At 41.1% G+C, this 17,264-nt stretch carries 14 protein-coding genes; 6 read left to right on the forward strand and 8 right to left on the reverse strand.

Annotated elements, in window-relative coordinates:
• Positions 1-3 precede the first annotated feature (3 nt).
• On the reverse strand, positions 4-462 hold the full coding sequence (locus FLL46_RS03315) for a GNAT family N-acetyltransferase (RefSeq protein ID WP_142892022.1): 459 nt from the start codon (positions 460-462) through the stop codon (positions 4-6).
• Between the two features lie 257 nt (positions 463-719).
• On the opposite strand from FLL46_RS03315, the gene ung reads away from it, so the two are divergent.
• Entirely contained in the window at positions 720-1,379 is a 660-nt protein-coding gene (ung, locus tag FLL46_RS03320) for a uracil-DNA glycosylase (protein WP_142892023.1), read from the forward strand.
• A 52-nt stretch (positions 1,380-1,431) separates the two neighbouring features.
• On the opposite strand, the gene FLL46_RS03325 is transcribed toward ung, so the two are convergent.
• The 3 genes from FLL46_RS03325 to FLL46_RS03335 all read right to left on the reverse strand — a co-directional run bounded on the left by FLL46_RS03325 (position 1,432) and on the right by FLL46_RS03335 (position 6,006).
• Positions 1,432-4,365, reverse strand: coding sequence for a DUF349 domain-containing protein (locus tag FLL46_RS03325; protein ID WP_142892024.1), 2,934 nt, complete (start codon positions 4,363-4,365; stop codon positions 1,432-1,434).
• Positions 4,366-4,582: 217 nt separating this feature from the next.
• A complete protein-coding gene (locus FLL46_RS03330; protein WP_142892025.1) occupies positions 4,583-5,029 on the reverse strand; it encodes a GNAT family N-acetyltransferase in 447 nt (148 codons plus the stop codon).
• An 11-nt stretch (positions 5,030-5,040) separates the two neighbouring features.
• Positions 5,041-6,006 carry a winged helix-turn-helix domain-containing protein gene (locus FLL46_RS03335; protein ID WP_142892026.1) on the reverse strand — a complete coding sequence of 322 codons (966 nt, stop codon included), beginning with the start codon at positions 6,004-6,006 and terminating at the stop codon, positions 5,041-5,043.
• Between the two features lie 147 nt (positions 6,007-6,153).
• On the opposite strand from FLL46_RS03335, the gene FLL46_RS03340 reads away from it, so the two are divergent.
• Positions 6,154-7,317 carry an alpha/beta hydrolase-fold protein gene (locus FLL46_RS03340; protein WP_142892027.1) on the forward strand — a complete coding sequence of 388 codons (1,164 nt, stop codon included), beginning with the start codon at positions 6,154-6,156 and terminating at the stop codon, positions 7,315-7,317.
• 165 nt (positions 7,318-7,482) lie between these two features.
• Here FLL46_RS03340 and FLL46_RS03345 read toward each other — a convergent pair whose 3' ends face one another.
• Positions 7,483-7,986, reverse strand: coding sequence for a GNAT family N-acetyltransferase (locus tag FLL46_RS03345; RefSeq protein ID WP_142892028.1), 504 nt, complete (start codon positions 7,984-7,986; stop codon positions 7,483-7,485).
• Between the two features lie 209 nt (positions 7,987-8,195).
• Here FLL46_RS03345 and FLL46_RS03350 point away from each other — a divergent pair, with 209 nt between their 5' ends.
• From FLL46_RS03350 to FLL46_RS03365, 4 genes are all read left to right on the forward strand, one after another.
• The gene (locus FLL46_RS03350) at positions 8,196-10,526 is read left to right on the forward strand and encodes an efflux RND transporter permease subunit (RefSeq protein ID WP_142892029.1); all 2,331 of its coding nucleotides are present in this window, start codon (positions 8,196-8,198) and stop codon (positions 10,524-10,526) included.
• Positions 10,527-10,682: 156 nt separating this feature from the next.
• A complete protein-coding gene (locus FLL46_RS03355) occupies positions 10,683-11,231 on the forward strand; it encodes a PAS domain-containing protein (protein WP_168204023.1) in 549 nt (182 codons plus the stop codon).
• Positions 11,232-11,371: 140 nt separating this feature from the next.
• Complete coding sequence (locus FLL46_RS03360) at positions 11,372-11,917, forward strand: DUF924 family protein (RefSeq protein ID WP_142892031.1); 546 nt, start codon at positions 11,372-11,374, stop codon at positions 11,915-11,917.
• Between the two features lie 72 nt (positions 11,918-11,989).
• Positions 11,990-12,412: a DUF1801 domain-containing protein gene (locus tag FLL46_RS03365; RefSeq protein WP_142892032.1), complete on the forward strand. Its 423-nt coding sequence runs from the start codon at positions 11,990-11,992 to the stop codon at positions 12,410-12,412.
• 30 nt (positions 12,413-12,442) lie between these two features.
• On the opposite strand, the gene FLL46_RS03370 is transcribed toward FLL46_RS03365, so the two are convergent.
• The 3 genes from FLL46_RS03370 to ubiH form a co-directional block, all read right to left on the reverse strand.
• A complete protein-coding gene (locus FLL46_RS03370; RefSeq protein WP_142892033.1) occupies positions 12,443-14,443 on the reverse strand; it encodes an adenylate/guanylate cyclase domain-containing protein in 2,001 nt (666 codons plus the stop codon).
• Positions 14,444-14,671: 228 nt separating this feature from the next.
• Positions 14,672-15,907: a UbiH/UbiF/VisC/COQ6 family ubiquinone biosynthesis hydroxylase gene (locus FLL46_RS03375; RefSeq protein ID WP_142892034.1), complete on the reverse strand. Its 1,236-nt coding sequence runs from the start codon at positions 15,905-15,907 to the stop codon at positions 14,672-14,674.
• The gene (gene ubiH, locus FLL46_RS03380) at positions 15,904-17,211 is read right to left on the reverse strand and encodes a 2-octaprenyl-6-methoxyphenyl hydroxylase (protein ID WP_142892035.1); all 1,308 of its coding nucleotides are present in this window, start codon (positions 17,209-17,211) and stop codon (positions 15,904-15,906) included. The genes FLL46_RS03375 and ubiH overlap by 4 nt, the downstream gene beginning before the upstream one ends.
• Between the last annotated feature and the right edge of the window lie 53 nt (positions 17,212-17,264).

Raw genomic sequence — 17,264 nt, forward strand, 5'->3', positions numbered from 1 at the left:
GTATTAGCTATCCTGGGGCGACCTTTTCATACGGTATTCGTCAATTCCCTGATAAATACCGTCTGGAACAATTTTGAAGGTTTCAAACCCAAATTTTTCAAAAAAACCATGGGCCTTACCGGACGTTTTGATATAGATTTCAACGGGTCCATAAAGCGCTTCAATTTTTTTTATTCTGAAGTTCAACAACTCGCTGCCGAGCCCCTTCGTGTGTTGGGCATTATCGACGATTCCCCAACGTAAAAAATAGCCTTTGTCCTGTTTATCCCAACCGCCGCAAGCGATGATTTGTTCATGATGAAAACCAACATAATAATGGGTGTTTTGGTCAAGGTTTTCCAGAAATAGCTGAAAGTCTGACACTTCTTCCGGAGAAAAATACCCGGTTAGATTAGTGTTAAACAAACTCAGGCATGCATTTAAGTGTTCAGGTTTAAATGGAACAAAAGATAATCGACTCATCGGTAACCTCTTATTTTACTAAGTTAACCTTTTCCGTTGATTCATTTTGAACTCGACTTGACCAACTGTCCAATTGATTGTGTTAACTTTCTATTGAATATGGCGCTAGATGGATGAACTAACGAGACTAAAGTTTTTTAAACATGAGATATTGTCAATTGTTCTGCTTTTATTTGAATCCAACAATAGCAGGCTCTTTTATTATCAGGCCTCAATGGGCATAATAGTCCGCAGAATTCTCTAACCTGAAAATAATTATGACGAGCTGGTCCGATATTTTAGCTGCTGAAAAACAGCAAGACTACTTCAAGCAAACTCTGCAGTATGTTGCCGAGCGAAGAGCGCAAGGCGTTACCGTTTATCCGCCAAAAGAAGAAGTATTCAATGCGTTTAAAGTGACGCCGCTGGAACAGGTTAAGGTGGTTATTATTGGGCAGGATCCCTACCACGGCCCCAACCAGGCCCATGGACTATGTTTTTCGGTAAAGCCCGGTATTGCCCCTCCACCGTCGTTGGTCAATATGTATAAAGAGCTTGCCAATGATATTACTGGCTTTGAAATTCCACAGCACGGGTACTTGCAACCCTGGGCCGAACAAGGCGTATTGTTACTTAACACCGTGCTTACCGTTGAACAGGGGCAAGCCCATTCTCACAAACATCTGGGGTGGGAGCTGTTTACCGATAAAGTGATTCAGGGATTAAGCGATCAGGGAGAAGGGTTAGTTTTTCTGCTGTGGGGATCTCATGCACAAAAAAAGGGAAACACCATCGACACGAGCAAACATCATGTATTGAAAGCCCCTCATCCCTCACCTCTTTCTGCTCATCGAGGTTTTTTTGGAAGTAAGCATTTTTCTAAGGCCAATGAACTACTTATGGCTCAAGGTAAAACGCCTATTGATTGGTGTCTTTAAACTGATTGTCGGTGGCTAACATTCAGTGTGTAGCCACCCCATCAAAATCAGTTTACAAATCAATTCTGGTAAATATTTTATCGAATCGCTGATTTATTATTGTTCTGGCAGCGCTTTGAATAAAACCATAGGATGCCCACTGGTAGAACATCTTGTGTAATTCCTGGTTTAATTCATCCTGAGATAATCGGCTGGTTAAACCTTCCTGTAATCGTTGAAGTTGTAATGCCATTCTCTCGTTTTTAAATGATTCAGGCGATTCAGTTTCTGACAGAATTTCGGCTTCTAATGCCAATTTTTCCAGTTCAGTGACGCCTGAAATATTTTCACTAAATTCGTTGTCGTTAATTGCCGTTTTTAAATGCTGCAAACGTGGTTCAAGAACACGTTTACCTTTTTCATCAATTGGCAATTGAGCCAGTTGTTCTTCGATGAATGTAATATCGACGGCCTGTTTTTCAAGTAATGTTTCTTCTGCCTGTTGCAGCAGAAGTGCGCCGTCTTTAATAGCTTTTAACCGCTTTTTAAGTTGGCGTTCTCCAATGCCCGAATAGCGATCTCGAAAGTGTTGGCAGGCTTTTTCGAACTCATTGATTAGTTTTTTCGCTGAGTTTCTGGGGAGCTCAATTTGTTTATCCCATTGCTGACGAAGCGAGTCGAACTCTTCTAACTTTTGGTTTAATTCACTATCTTCCAGTTCACTAAGAGAGCGGATCTGAGTTGTTAATGATTTGATTTTTTGTTCGCTGGACTTCAATTCGTTTTTAAAAGCTTGTTTTTGCTCATCTCTTTGTGCGAAGATTTGATCGATTGCTTTACGAAATTGATGCCATTGTTCTCGATCAGCTTTGAAGAATGTAATGCCCAGGTTTTTCCACTCTTGTTGAAGGTGCTTTGAAATTTCGATGGCTTTTCGGTTGTCTTCTAAACTAACTAATTTTTCAGCCTTGGCAACCAGCTCTACTCGCTCATCAAGATTTGCCTGTTTCTCCGAGTGAATCAGCCCTTTTAACCCATTAAAGCTTTTATTAAAGCGTTTTTGAATGGTTTTTCGTTCGTTGTTAGGCACGGGGTCGTATTGCTGCCACTCTTTGGTCAAATCGCGGAAGTTTTTGTCCAGCGACTTCCAGTCAATGGATTGGCTGGTTGTTTCAGTAGCTGTTTTTGCACTCTCTGCTACCTCTTCACTAGAATGGGACTGCTCGACTTTCTCGTTGTTGGAAATCGAGTTGCGTAAATCTGCGATCTGTTTTTCCAGCCGCTCACATATTGCTATTTTCTGTTTTAAATTGTCCGCTTTAACTTGATCTTGTTCAGCGTAATAAACAAGACAAGGCTGATAAGCTTTGTCGGCAGCTTGCTTGAACTTATCCCAGAGTGCTTGATCAGCGGCTGCATCTGAGGAAATTAATTCACGCCATTGTTCTTGAAGTTCGTGAACTTTTTCTGCGAGCACCAGAGGGTCCAAGGAATTCTCGCTGAGCTTTTCCATAGCACTACAAAGAGATTCTTTTTTGGGAGTCGTGGCAAAAGCGTGCCAATCTCTCAATTCATTCAAGTCTGGCTCCAGGTTTTCCAGCTTGCGAGTAACACTGGTAAGAAAGTCGCCGACTAACTCCTTCAGTTCGAAATTGATGTAGTTTGAGAGTTTGTTTGCCGCAATTAAATTACGTTGTCTAATATGATTTTCCAGCGTTCTAATTTTACGATGCAGCTGAGAGGCTTTTTTCTTTTGCTCTGCTTCTAACTGGTGTAGTTTATGCTGTAGCTCTTTGGCCTGTTTGCGCCAGATTTCCAAGCCTGACGGAATGGCAAGTTCTTCGGGCCAGTGTAATTTTTTCTCAAGGTTGGTCCATTGTTTTTGCCATTTTTCCAGGTCACCGAATGACACCATGTCTGCTTGTTGTTCGGTTAACTCGATGAAATTCGGAGTGAGCGATTCAAATTTCTCCCAAACGGCTAAGTGGCCTTGTAAAGTTTCCCGTAATCCACTGAACCGACCTTTCATCTGTGGGGAAGCATCGACTTCTGTGATGATTTGTTGCCAGTTTTTGTCCAGCAGTGTTAATCCTTCACGCAGAGATTGACAAGATTCTAATCGCTCGGACTTTATTTCTTCAATCAGGCTCTCTAATTGTTCGCATAATTCAGATTGTTTAGCTTGTGCTTCTTGAACTAGTGCTGCCTGTCTGGCTTCTTCCTGCATTGAGTCAATCGTCGCCTGGCAAGCTGTTAAAGCCTCGTTGTAATTATCGACTCTTTTACCAGACAGGGGTTTGTCGTCAATAATTTCACCATCCAGAGCTTGCCATTGTTGGGTCAATAGCTGCACTTTGGTGGTAAATTGCGTATCCCAGGTTTGATTGGCAAGTTTGCTCAGGTTTTGACAGATTTTATCCGCCTGTTGCAAAGTATCATCGATATGCTGTTGTTTAGCGCGAATGCCTTTGAGCTTTTCTCTGACAGCTTGAATGACTTGCTTGTGACTCGCTTTCTTCTGTAATTGTTGAAGTGATTTCAGGTCGTCGAGTTTATCAACAATGCTCAGTCGCAGTTCTATCGACTTCGCGCTGGTAGCTGCTTGTAATAAAATTTGCGGATCATCGCTGGAAAGTAGAAGCGATTCAGCTAATGCTGAATTGTCGCATTTGGTTATCGCGTTTGAGACTGCTTGCTCATCCCAGGTGCTCTTTTTATTATTAAACTGTACCGTTAATGCATCGATATTTTCAGCCTGCAATCCTGCTAAATGGCTGGCCACTTGACACCAGTCAGCAGGGTTGCCTGCCTGCAGAAGTATTGACTGAAGTACCTTGGAATCACTGATTTTGGCCAATGCTCGACGGCGAATTTCCGCAGACTCATCTGAAATTGCCATTTGCGATATGATTGACACATCTTGATCCGCATCCAGCGCGGCTAGTGCCTCTTGCCGAACCTTGGCATCCTGATGTTTCCACTTGGGCGTGAATAAGCTTTTAAACATAAAAAACGACGATTACTCAAGAAAAAAAGGATTATACCAATTGACAGTTAAGGCACCAATAAAAGACTGATACCTGTTAATTTTTACTTTAGTGACAAGCAAACCTCTAGCTAATTCAGCGCCTTTTACTGCCTGTCTTTAACGATATGTTAGTAATGTCTTAAAATCTAAACGTTTTCTGGCTGTTCTTATCCCGAGTTCAGGTTAATAAATTGTTTTAGGATTTATCGATCATTATGAGATAGTTTGAGAGCTCAAACTGAACCTTTTCATAAGCGCGGATGGCGGCGTGATTGTCTTTGTGCACGTAAAGCCTCAGTTCTAGCCCGCCTTGCCGACTCATTTCCTGTTTAACGGCGTCAAGTAAATGGTTAATTAAACCGCGACCGCGGCAGGCAGGCGTAATAAACAGGCTTTGAATCCACCAATAATATCCAGCATTCCAGTCACTCCACTCTGTTATTGCTGAAATGCTGCCGACAGGAGAGTCAGATGCGTCTACTAAAACCCAGTATATTCCTTTGTCCGGGTCTTCTAAGGCTGCTTTTATTCCTCGACGCAGTGTTTCCGGGGCACGAATGCTACCTTCTGCTTGTTCGGCTTCCTGCGCGGTAAAGGTGACAAGTGAATCGAGGTCTTGAATGGTTGCGCGTCTTACTTTCAATTGATGCTTCCTCAGTTTATGTTTGTGGCCTTCTCAGGAGTTACTGTTTGCCAGCTAAAGCTGGAAATCTGTCCTTGCTCGAAGTAGGCGGAAAAAAATTCATCTTCATCGTATTTCACTTTTTCTATTTTATTACCTTCAACGACGAATTCCTGATGCTCTACGCTCTCAGTCGGTTTGTCAAAATTTGCAGGCAGCGATTCTCGCTGGTGTTTTGAGCTGTCCTTAGCGGCTTTGTAGTAGCGAGTCTGGCCGGTAGCCAGCTCTAGCACATTGATGGCGTAAAATGTTTGTGATTTCTGAGTCGCGTTGTAAACAATTTTTTGACTGTCGTTTGACCAGGCCATGGCCAGAGATTCTGGGCGTTTGATAAAAGTCGCGAGTGGCGCAGCAGATTGATCGGTTTGCTGGATATGCAAATAAAAGCCATTGGCCTGTTTGATAAAAAACGCGATCGCTTGCCCATTTGGGGCAACAGTAAGATTAAGCTTGTTGTCGTTTGGGCCGTCGTTACGTAACCAAAACTGACTCAGCAATATGAGGACACCTATCATTATTGAGCTAATAGTGACTGCAACCCTGTTTTTGCGGATCAATGATGGGGTTTCTGTTTGATCTTCGCCGATTGAAAGTTCATTCAATTGAGTGGCTTCGGCTTTGGCGACAAATCGATACCCTTTTGTGGGCACTGTTTCGATAAATTGTGGGTCTTTACGCGAATCTGAAAATATCTTGCGTAGTTCAGAAATAGCCTGGTTAAGGGAGTTGTCGGTGATCGCAGTATCTTGCCAAACTTGATTGATTAAAGCCTGTTTCTCAACCAGTTGATTGTCAGCCTCAATCAGGGTCGTTAGCACTTGCATTACTTTGCGTTGAACTGAGAACTTTCCCTTCTCAGGGTGGCTGATCTTAAGCGATTCTGGCTGAATCAACCAGCCGTCCGCAATGAAGTTTGTGTCTTGTGGTAGGTTTTTCAATAAAGATAACCTTATGATTTAATTAAAATTAATTCTGAATCAGAATTAATTCAGAGCCATCTCATTATTTTGTCAGACCGTTTTGCTTTATTGTCATTATCATCGATTCTCACAAACAATAAAACACTACTGACGGGTAAAGTATTCATGAAATTAGACTGCCGATTATTGATTGTCTTGATACTGGTTGCAAGTGGATCGTTTTCGAATATTTGCGATGCTCAAACTGCCAGAAACTCACTTGAAAGCCTAGTGGTTGAATCCGCAGCGCTCAAGGAGAAAAGACTTATCTATGTGTCAAAACCTCTGGGTTATGCTAATTCTGAAGAGCGCTACTCGGTGGTTTATGTTTTAGACGGCGAAAGCAGCATTGACTACACCAAAGCGGTTGCCGAAATGTTATATCAAAGTGGATTTCCCAAATTGATTGTTGTCGCCATTCCAAACACCATTCGCGGTCGGGACTTAACGCCTTCGGCCTGGCGTGAGGCACAAGATGGTGGTGGCGCTGAAAACTTCTTACGATTTATTAAACAAGAATTAATTCCCGTTATCGATAAAAAATATCGAACCGATAATTACCGAGTACTAATAGGGCATTCATTGGGCGGGCTGTTTGCAACCTACGCGCTGGTGAAAGAAACTCAGTTGTTTAATGCACTGATTGCTATTTCTCCCTCGGTTTTTTACAACGATTTTAGTGTAATGAACCAAGTTGAGGATTTGTTCGAGCATTATCAATCAGACAGTGCTCTGACACGGTTGCCGGAGTTCCATTTTGCCATGGGGCATGAACCTGGAGAAGAAGGCGATGGCATATTAAAAATGCACCAGTATTTTAAACAGTCAGCGCCCGCGCAGATGAATTGGGCATTTGAGTATTATCCGAAAGAGAATCATACCACTGTGCCATTGGTTGCAACATTAGATGGACTTCGTTTTGCTTTCAGGGACTTCAACGTGCCTGAATCAATAATGGATAAAGGATTAGACGGATTAAGAAAGTATTTTACTAAAGTCAGTAAAAAATTCGGTAAAAATATTCTCGTTCCACAGCGTGTGTTAATGAATTTAAGTGATAGTCAATGGTCATCGGGTAAACATGAAGATGCGATTCTAACAGCGCGTTATTATGCTGAAATTTATCCAGACATGATTATTCCCTATGATTATCTGTCAGATTATTATTTACGGCTTGGTCAAATTGATCGTGCGATTATAGAAACTCAAAATATGTTGAAAGTATTACCGGGATTTCAACACGCTGAGCAAAAATTAAAGCGATTAAATGAAATGAAGTCGAAACAATAGTGACAGTGAGCTGCCAAAGTTTGGTAGGCATTTAACTCATGAAGGAGTCATCCTAATCGCGCTCCTGTCATCTCGAGCGCAGTCGAGAGATCTCCCAAAGGTTTTTATAGCATAAAATGAATAGTGATCTGATTGGAGTGACTTTCTTAAATAGACTTTTTCGATTTAATCCTTTTGTCCTAAAGACTCACTTCGTCTTTCAAGTATTAGCGTATCCCGCCACTTCCCATCGAGTTGCGCAATTTTTTCTCGAATTCCAACTCGCCTGAACCCAAAGTTCTCGTGTAGTTTTATAGTCGCCTGATTTCCCGGAAAGACTGAAGATTGCAAAGTCCAAATGCCATTTCGCTCGGAAGTTTCAATAAGAGCTGCCATCAGCTTTGTGCCGATACCGATACCGAGAAATTGGGTGTGAATATAAATACTCAACTCAGCAACGCCAACATAACAGGCTCGTTTTGAAACTGGGCTAAGTGCTGCCCAGCCAGCAATATTTCCTGGTTTTACCTCGTTAGACTTGTAAATTAAACGGGAGTGTTGATGATGTCCTTTGTCCCACTGCTCCCAGGTGGGAACTTCCGTTTGAAAAGTCGCATTTCGGGTTTCAATTCCCTGCCGGTAAATTTCTAATACCTGCTCAACATCGGTTATTTTCATTTTTCGGATCATGTTAGCCTCTAGGAGTTAGGAGAATTTGATTTGCCAGAATTGCGAGTAAGTCTATTATCGAGTAAATCCATTATAATATTATGAGATTAGTTTAAAATGATAATCTGAACAATCGTGTGAATATCATCTGCTATAATGGCGAGCTTAAGTGCTCAATGAAAAAAGAATCGTCAATTGAATATCCCGCATAAAAAGGGTTGCCTATCTATATGAATCCAATTCTTAATCGCTTATTTCTTTGGGTTATTGATTCGCCGAAAGTTGTGATTTTTATGGTTCTTTTGTCTGTTATAACGATTGCTTCGGGAATGGCTAAGCTACAGATCAGCAATGATTTTCGTGTTTATTTTAGTGAAGACAATCCTCAACTAAAAGCTTATGAAGCATTTGAAGATAATTATGTTAAGTCAGATACTGCTACTTTAGTTGTTACCGCCAAAGATGGTGATATTTTTACACGTGATGGTTTAGCGCTTATCGATGCGTTAACGCGGGCTTCATGGTTTATCGACTACTCTTACCGAGTTTCTTCTCCAACCAATTATCTCTACACTCAATCCCTTGGAGATGACATAGAAACTAATTACCTGGTAGAAGATGTGGCCAGTTTGAGCGACGAAAATATTTTAGAAATTCGTCGTATAGCGCTCAACGAGAAAAGACTGGTGAACAGTTTGATTACCGCGGATGGAAAGGTCGGCATTGTGGTGATTAATATCAGTTTACCTGAAGATATCGCCGATGCTTCTGCACAAATTACCACGCAGATAGAAGCTCTTCGTGATAGTTATCGAGAAAAATATCCGGGGTTTGAGATCGATAATGGCGGCTCCACGACGTTTAATACAACACTTTCGCGTGCAATAGCGCATGATATTTCAGTTTTATTACCTATCAGTTATCTAATTATTTTTAGCGGCTTGTTTTTATTTCTGCGGAGCTTATTCGGCGCTATTACCATTTTTATTTTGATCTCTACCTGCCTGATTTCAACCTTCGGCTTTTTCGGTTGGGTATCGCCGGTGTTAACACCGATTGCAGGATTTGCACCAAGTATCTTGTTGTCGATAATGGTCGCTGATAGCGTTCATATACTGGTTACCTATTATCATCAATTACACGAAGGACAAACCAAGAGAGAAGCCATTTTAAAAAGCCTGCATATAAACTTCATGCCTGTATTAATTACTAGTATTACCACCATTATTGGTTTTTTAAGTTTGAATTTTAGCGAGTCACCGCCCTATCGAGATTTAGGTAACATGGTGTCACTTGGTGTACTGATAGCGTTAATATTCAGTCTGGTTCTCTTGCCCGCGTTGTTGATGGTTTTTCCCGTTGGAAAAAATCTCAAACAACCACAGGGTAGTTTGATCAAATCCTTTGCTAATTTCGTCATCTTACGCAAGAAGCGACTATTAATTTTGACATCATCAATCACCTTATTGCTCATTATATTTATTCCAAATAATCGATTGAGTGATAACTGGGCGACTTACTTTGATGAAAGCTTTGAACTGATTCAACTAGTGAAGCGGTTGGATGGTTATCTCAGCGGCATTAATGGACTGGAGTATTCACTTAAACCAGCAAAGAATAAAAGTATTTATCATCCAGAATATTTAACGCAACTCGATGAATTTGAAAAATGGTTTTTATCCCAGGATAAAGTGATGAACGTCAAGTCACTTAGTAACCTGATGCAAGACTTAAATCAAGTAATGCATGGCGATGAACCCAGTTGGTATCGAATACCAGACTCGGCTGAATTGGCAGCGCAGTATTTGTTGTTTTATGAGTTTGGTTTGCCTGAAGGATTGGGGTTAAATAACCTGGTTACAATTCATAAAGATGCATCGCGTTTTAGTGTTTCTGTCTCTGATGCTGGTTCTGATGAACTATTGGCCATTGATCAAAAAGCGCAGGTCTGGTTAAAGACAAATGCACCGGCAATTCAAGTTTCAGAAGCCACTGGTTTAGGAATGGTCTTTGCGCATATTGCACAGAGAAATATTACTAGTTTGCTGAAAGGAACTCTGATAGCGTTGGTTGGCATATCTGCTGTTTTGATGGTGGTGCTAAAATCATTCAAATATGGGTTGATTAGTTTAATTCCCAATGTTATTCCGGCTGCGCTTGCTTATGGTTTGTGGGGAATGACATTTGGATACGTTGATATTTCTTTGTCAATAGTTGCGTGTTCGACATTAGGTATAGTAGTTGATGATACTGTTCATTTTCTACATAAATATATTCGGGCGCGAAGAGGTGGATTAACTACTTCCGATGCAATCAGAGATTCTTTTCACAGGGTCGGAACCGCGTTAATAATTACTTCAACGGTTCTCGCCGCGGGATTTCTCATACTAACAATATCTCCGATGAACACTTCGGCTACCATCGGATTACTCATGGCCGTAACCTTGATCTTTGCATTAGTGGTTGATTTTTTACTATTACCCCCTCTTTTACTTTACCTGGATAGAAAAAGCGAAATGAGGATGCATTCGGGGGATAATAAAAAAGAGATATCTTTATAGTTTATCTCATTTTGGAATTGATTTTTTAATAGAGCAGTTAATTTTCGGTTCCTGTGGCTGTGAATTATAAATTTGACAGTTTTAGTCATGATGACTACGCTTTGAGGAGCAATGCTTGTTTTTTATGCTTGTCTGGTAATAAAGGTAGTACAGTGTATGCAGGGAAAAACTCTATTAGAGACTGAAGAGAAGGAAGAGAAAGAAGTATCTCCATCCAGTTATTTTTTTGTTAGTAAAGATCCTCTGATTGATCATTTGTGTCCAGTTGATTTAATCGGCGACCCCATCAATAATCGTGTTCCGCTCCAAAAAAAGCTCAGCGTATTTGACGAATATGAAGTCTTCGTTTTACTGGTTAACTCAGATGGAGAAATCGCTTTCATTAATCAAAAAGGGTGTGAAGTTCTTAATGCTAGCAAAGAAAAAGTAGCCGGCCTCTGCTGGTTAACTAAAGTTATCCCTGAAAAGCAAAGAACTGAAATGCTCCTTTTGTTTGACTACCTGATGACTGGAAGTCAACTTTCAAATAATCAATATTTTCACGATATATTAACTTTTGATGGTACAAGTCTGCCTTATAAATGGATCAACACCATTATTAATGACAAGAATGGTAAGACTCAGGGAATGTTCTGTTTGGGTGCGGATGTGAGAGCGTCGGATAAAAAACTGGATTTCTATGCCAGGTTAAGCCTGCTGAAATAGAATCGCTGAAAATAAACGCTTAGCCTGCCTTCCGAAATGATTGGAATATCACTTTGATATGGTAAACATGCAAAATGTGATCAATTCGATTAACATAGTTGATAGACTATTGCCTAACGAAAACAATCAATGTGACCCTTATGCTTTTTCAATATTCTTCTGTTATCGATTTCTGGTTTCAAGAGATTGAACCGAAATTCTGGTTTATCAAAGATGATGCCTTCGACGAGACTATTCGAACACGTTTTATTGATATTTATCATGCGGCTATAAGCTGTGAGTTAGCTTCGTGGCGCGTTGCGCCAGAAGGCAGGTTAGCCGAAATTATTGTTATCGATCAGTTTTCCAGGAATATGTTTCGCGATTCTGCCCAAGCCTTTGCATTTGATTCGCTTGCTGTTGCTTTGACTCAAGAAGCCGTTGCGGGAGGGCACGATCAACAATTGCCTGTGCAACAGCGTAAGTTTCTTTATATGCCGTTAATGCATTCGGAGTCTTTAATAGTCCATGAGCAGGCAGAAAAATTATTTTCTCAACCCGGACTTGAAGATAATTATCAATACGAAATAAAACATAAAGTTATCATAGAAAAATTTGGTCGTTACCCGCATAGAAATCAAGTGCTCAATCGGGAGTCAACGGAAGCTGAAATTGAGTTTCTTAAACAACCGGGATCATCGTTTTAAAATCATCATTTTGTGAATTAAAAGTTTTGTAAGTTTCTGGTGGACTAGTGTAAACAGCACGAGGATAAGATCATGGCGGAGTTAAAAACGAAACCCAATAAAGCCTCTGTATTAAAATTTATCAATTCGGTTGAGCACCAAAAACGCCGTGAAGATGCGTTGACTCTTTTAGATGTAATGAGCGAGGTGACCGGTGAAAAACCAATGATGTGGGGAAACAGCATTGTTGGGTTTGGAAAGATGCATTACAAATATGCGACTGGCCGGGAGGGGGATTGGTTGCGTACTGGCTTTTCGCCGCGCAAAGCCAATATGACACTTTATATTATGAATGGGTTTACTGAGTATGAAACTTTGTTGAAAAAGTTAGGGAAATATAAAGCTAGCGTGAGTTGTTTGTATGTTAATAAGCTGGAAGATATTGATATGGAAGTGTTAAAAAAGATGATTCATCATTCTTATTTTGAAGCAAAGTATAGTGGGGAAACTGACTGATATCTGTTGGTGAATCGAAAAAACTCAAACTCAAAGCCGTCCACTCTGGCAGCGTTCTATTAGTGCAAATAATGATTTGTCGTTGGGGCTTTTCTCAATCAGCTTTTGATACATTTGAATTGCCATGGCGCTATCGCCCTGTTTATATTTTTTCCACGCCTGGATCATCATGTTTTGATTCTGCGACTTTTCTTGTTGCAAACTATAAGGATCGTTATTGTAAACTTCATACAAGGTAACGGGTTTTGATTTTCCCTGGATTCTACAGGACGCAATATAACGGATCCGATAATCCGATATTTTTTTCAGTTGTCTTTTGGTCTCTTCAGTAATTAATATTTTAGTGCAAAAAGATTTCGTCATGGATTCAACTCTTGCAGCCGCATTCACTGTATCAGAAATAACCGTTGCGTCCATTCGTGATGGCGTGCCCACTGTACCGAGCATGGTTCGCCCAGCATGGAGCCCCAGACCAACCTCAATTGCAGGGAGGTTCTTTTGTTGCAACACCTGGTTATATTCATCTAACGATTCGAGCATTTCGATGGCCGCATTGAGTGCCTCGTCAGCACCATTAGGAAACAATGCCATAATACCGTCTCCCAAGTATTTATCGATAATTCCTCCGCGTTTATTAATAACTGGTGCTATCTGTTTCAGGTAGCGATTAATAAAGCGAAAGTTTGCGCCAGGAGACATTGTTTCCGATAAAGTTGTAAATCCCCTGATATCACAAAATAATACTGTCATTTGTCGTTCACAACTGTCACCGAGTGCAATGTCATTCACTCCGGCAGAACTCAGTTGTTTGAGCAATTGATGGGGTACAAAGCGGCTATATGATTTATTGAGCTGAATAAGTTCACCGCGGCTTTTTTGTAATCTTGCCAACATCAAATTAAACAGGTTAGCCAGATAGCCGAAACTACCGAATTTTTTTGTTGATAGTTTGAAATTGAAATCGTTCTGCATTAGCCGGGCGATGGCAAGTGTTAGCTGTTCTAAAGGATTAGTAATCTTCCTGGCAAAAAATATAGCTGCGCCCATCAACATAATTGCGAGTAGACTTAATTCGAGTAATATGGAGTGACGTAGATTTTCTCTTAACTGGGAGAGCGTTTGGCGGTTAATATGCAGTACCAGTAAACTTGGATAACTTTTTTCCTGGCCCTGAAGTCGCTGTTTTATGATTGGTGCATAGACATAGAAATCCGCAAGGCCATTTTCTCTGGACTGATAAATTCCGGCGGAAGGTGTTGCTGACTTAACTACGAGTAAAAGCGATTTGGTTAGCGCTTCATCATCGTAAAAAGAGGTTCCGGCAATATGAATTTTTTGCGCTGCAGGTATAAAGCGATATTTAAACAAAAATTCATTTTCAAAAAAATTGATCATAGTTACTTGAGTTTTTAACTGCTTGGCGTCCAGTTCAATATTTTTATATTTCGCTGTTAATTCTGGTTTCAGGTTTAGTTGGACAATGTCTTTATCATTAATCGAAATACTGTAACTTTTGGTGTTTGAGTTGAGTTGAATCAAATAGTTTTGGTTTTTTCGAGTAATGTCAATTCGTTTAACAGGATTGCCGCGGTAGATGAGTTGAGGTTTTCCATCTGGATTGACAGTGATCATCATTTCAACGATATCCGATGAAATCATAATACTATCGGTGGCTAATTTTGTTGGGGCAATAGCATATTTAAGCTGCTCTGATGAAGGAGAAAAATTAAGTGAAAATAAGCGGTGATGAAAACCATCACTAGCTGCTGCTTTTTCGAAAACTTTATACAGTTTGTTGTTATTGCTACTGGCGGCGATTTTTGGGGTTTGAATCTGGAGGTGCTGTTCAGCATCAATCAGCGTCGCCATTGTTGTAATTTGTGCGAGCTTATCTCGTTGATAGTTTTCCAGAAGGTGGTTCTCTGCACTGTAATAGATACTTACACCGCCGAGTGACACAATCAAGCCGGCAACGACTAGAAACCAGCTAATGACGTAGGTTCTGAATTGCCGATTTGATTTAATTTGCAAATTAATACCTCAAATACAAACGACATTTCCTTATTGGTGTTTGTTACTTTGTTTTTAATCACTATTGTTTTTGATATCAACTGTTGTTGATTAGCCACAATTAGTGAGCAGAAATCTGATGTACTTACACTGGTTCAAATTTTAAATGTGTCTGTGTCGCTGTTTTTTGTATTCTTATAGTAAATGTTATTGTTAATTTCAGGTTATATCAGTTTAGTTTAAATTTTTTTAAAAGCCCATCGCACGGCGCGTTATCACTTGTTTTAATAAGTTTGAACGGTCTACCGCAGAGAGCGAAAAGTTTCTTAGTAGCGTTATCGGCATATTTTGTTGACCAAATAACCATTTGAAACCGCTCATTGCTTCTTGCATCAGACTGTTTTCTGCTTTGCGTTCTCGCTCAAATATTCTTAAGTTTGCTTTTAAGCCAATGTCTCGACCTTTATCATGCAAGTCGATCAGCAATTGACTTAAACAAGCGACATCTTGAAACCCCAGATTCACCCCTTGTCCTGCCAGAGGATGGATCGTGTGAGCGGCATCACCAATCAATGCACAACGGTCGCGTAAGTAACTTTGCGCATGGCGCTTAATCAAGGGAAAGCCCCGAAACTCACTCACTGCAGTAACGCGACCAAGCTTAAACTCAAACTGAGAAGCTAATTTATCTGCAAATTCCTGTGGCGTTAACTGCTTTAGATGATTGCTGCTGTTATTGTTATCGCAATTGTGATTGTCATCAATAGACCAGACAATAGAACATAAATTCGGCTCAGGCAAGGGTAAAAACGCAATCGGACCGGTTGGTGTAAATCTCTGCCATGCGATATTTTGATGGGTTTTTTCAACCGCAACATTGGCGACAAACGCGGTTTGCCGATAAGGCATTTCGGAGATAGCGATATCCAGTTTTTCCCTGACCTGCGAAAATGCGCCATCAGCACCTATCAGAAGTTTGGCGACTAATAGATGAGAATTCGTCAGGCTAATTTCAACCTGTTGCTGCGAAGTGCTGATAAAATTAATCTCAGCATTTTCAATCAAGGTTACATTGCTTTTGTTTGCCAGTTGTTGATAAATAGCGGCGCGTAGCACCTGGTTTTCAACAATGGTGCCAAGCTTTGGTGCGGCTATTTCTGCCGCATTAAATGTAATCTTGCCTGTTCCATCTCCATCCCAGACATGCATTGACTGGTAGTCTGCTAAACGACTTTCAGGAATATTCTGCCAACAATTTAGCGCCGTGAGCAATTCCTGGTTAGCCGGACTAATCGCACTGACACGAAGGTCAAATGCTTGGGAAGAAACAGGTAAATTTGATAAAAGTTTTTCGGCTGCAATCGATTCGAAGTCGTTTTTTTCAACCACGGCTACTTTAAAGGTACTATCGGCGAGCGCTGCAGCCATGGCAAGCCCAACCATCCCACCACCGACAATCACGATATCGAATTTGGAATAGTTCATTTTGATGCCTTAAATATTGGTTGATTTGCTAGACCTCGCGTCAATCGAGACGAAAAGCCGCTGTAGCCCATAGCTGCATTCGCGAGCTGTTCCTTAACAAATGGAAGCCGATTGATCAGATTCATCGCTTTATTTCGTACCAGGGCTAAAGGTAAAAAGTCGTTACTGAATAACCGGGCAAGTGAGTCAGTAGCAATGATTGTTTGTTGCCAGTCGGCTTGCCGAGATTGAATATAATCGGCTAAAAACTCGCCATTTCCAAAATCTCTGCTTGACTCTGCATGTTCAGATAAGCGGGAATTTGACAGACAAGCGTTAGATAGACAATCGGTGAGCGCAGCTATATCTCTTAAACTCAGGTTCAGACCCTGCCCAGCAATTGGATGCAGGGTGTGAGCCGCGTTGCCGAAAAGTAAAACTCGGTCGCTAAAGTGTTGCTGGGCGTGGTGCAAACTGAGCGGATATTGATAGCGTTTGCCGACTTTGGTGATACGGCCTAGTCGATAGCCGAAGGCTTGCTGAAGTGCTTCTATAAAATGGCCGTCATCCCAGGCCATCACTTCATCGGCGTTTTCAGGCTTGTGACACCAGACCAGGCTCATCCGATTAGCGGTTAGCGGCAATAATGCTAAAGGTCCTTCATTGGTGAAACGCTCAAAGGCGTGATTATCATGTTTTTTGTCAGTTGAGATATTCGCTATTACCGCGTGCTGGTGATAAGGCTCTCGGTTGATGGGGAGATTTAGCGTTTCGGCAATTCGTGAATAAGTGCCATCGGCTGCGATCATCAAACTCGCGTCTATGGTGGAAAGTTGTTGATTGTTTTCGGTGTCGCTGTCCTTGGTTTGTGTTGATTGGCTGATGGTCAATCGGCAATAATTTTTTTCCGATTCAAATTTTTCCAGCTTTGCCGGGCAATAAATATCAATTAATGGATATTGCTTAAGTGCCGCCCATAAAATTGGACCGGCTTGTTCTAATAATATGACCTCGCCAAGGGAGTCTATTAAATAATCTGATGCTGCCAGTCGGGTAAAACCAAAGCGGCCCTGATCAGAAACGTGAATGTTTTTAATGGGGCAAGCGACTGATTCTAGTTCAGACCATAAGCCTAAGGAACGATAGATAGCGACTGATGAAGCTGATAGTGCCACAGCCCTTTGATCATAACTGGTGCTCAGTTCCTGCTCTGGCTCAACCGCCTCAATGAGTGCAACTGACAACCCTAATTGAGCAAAGCTAATTGCGGCAGTTGCACCGGCCATACCACCGCCGGTTATGACAATATCGTAGCTTTGACTCATCTTTTTCTCATTGAACGCTAATTGGCTTTTTTGAGTGAGTGTTTTTTGCCGAG

This window comes from Aliikangiella coralliicola, assembly GCF_007004725.1.
Classification (GTDB): domain Bacteria; phylum Pseudomonadota; class Gammaproteobacteria; order Enterobacterales; family Kangiellaceae; genus Aliikangiella; species Aliikangiella coralliicola.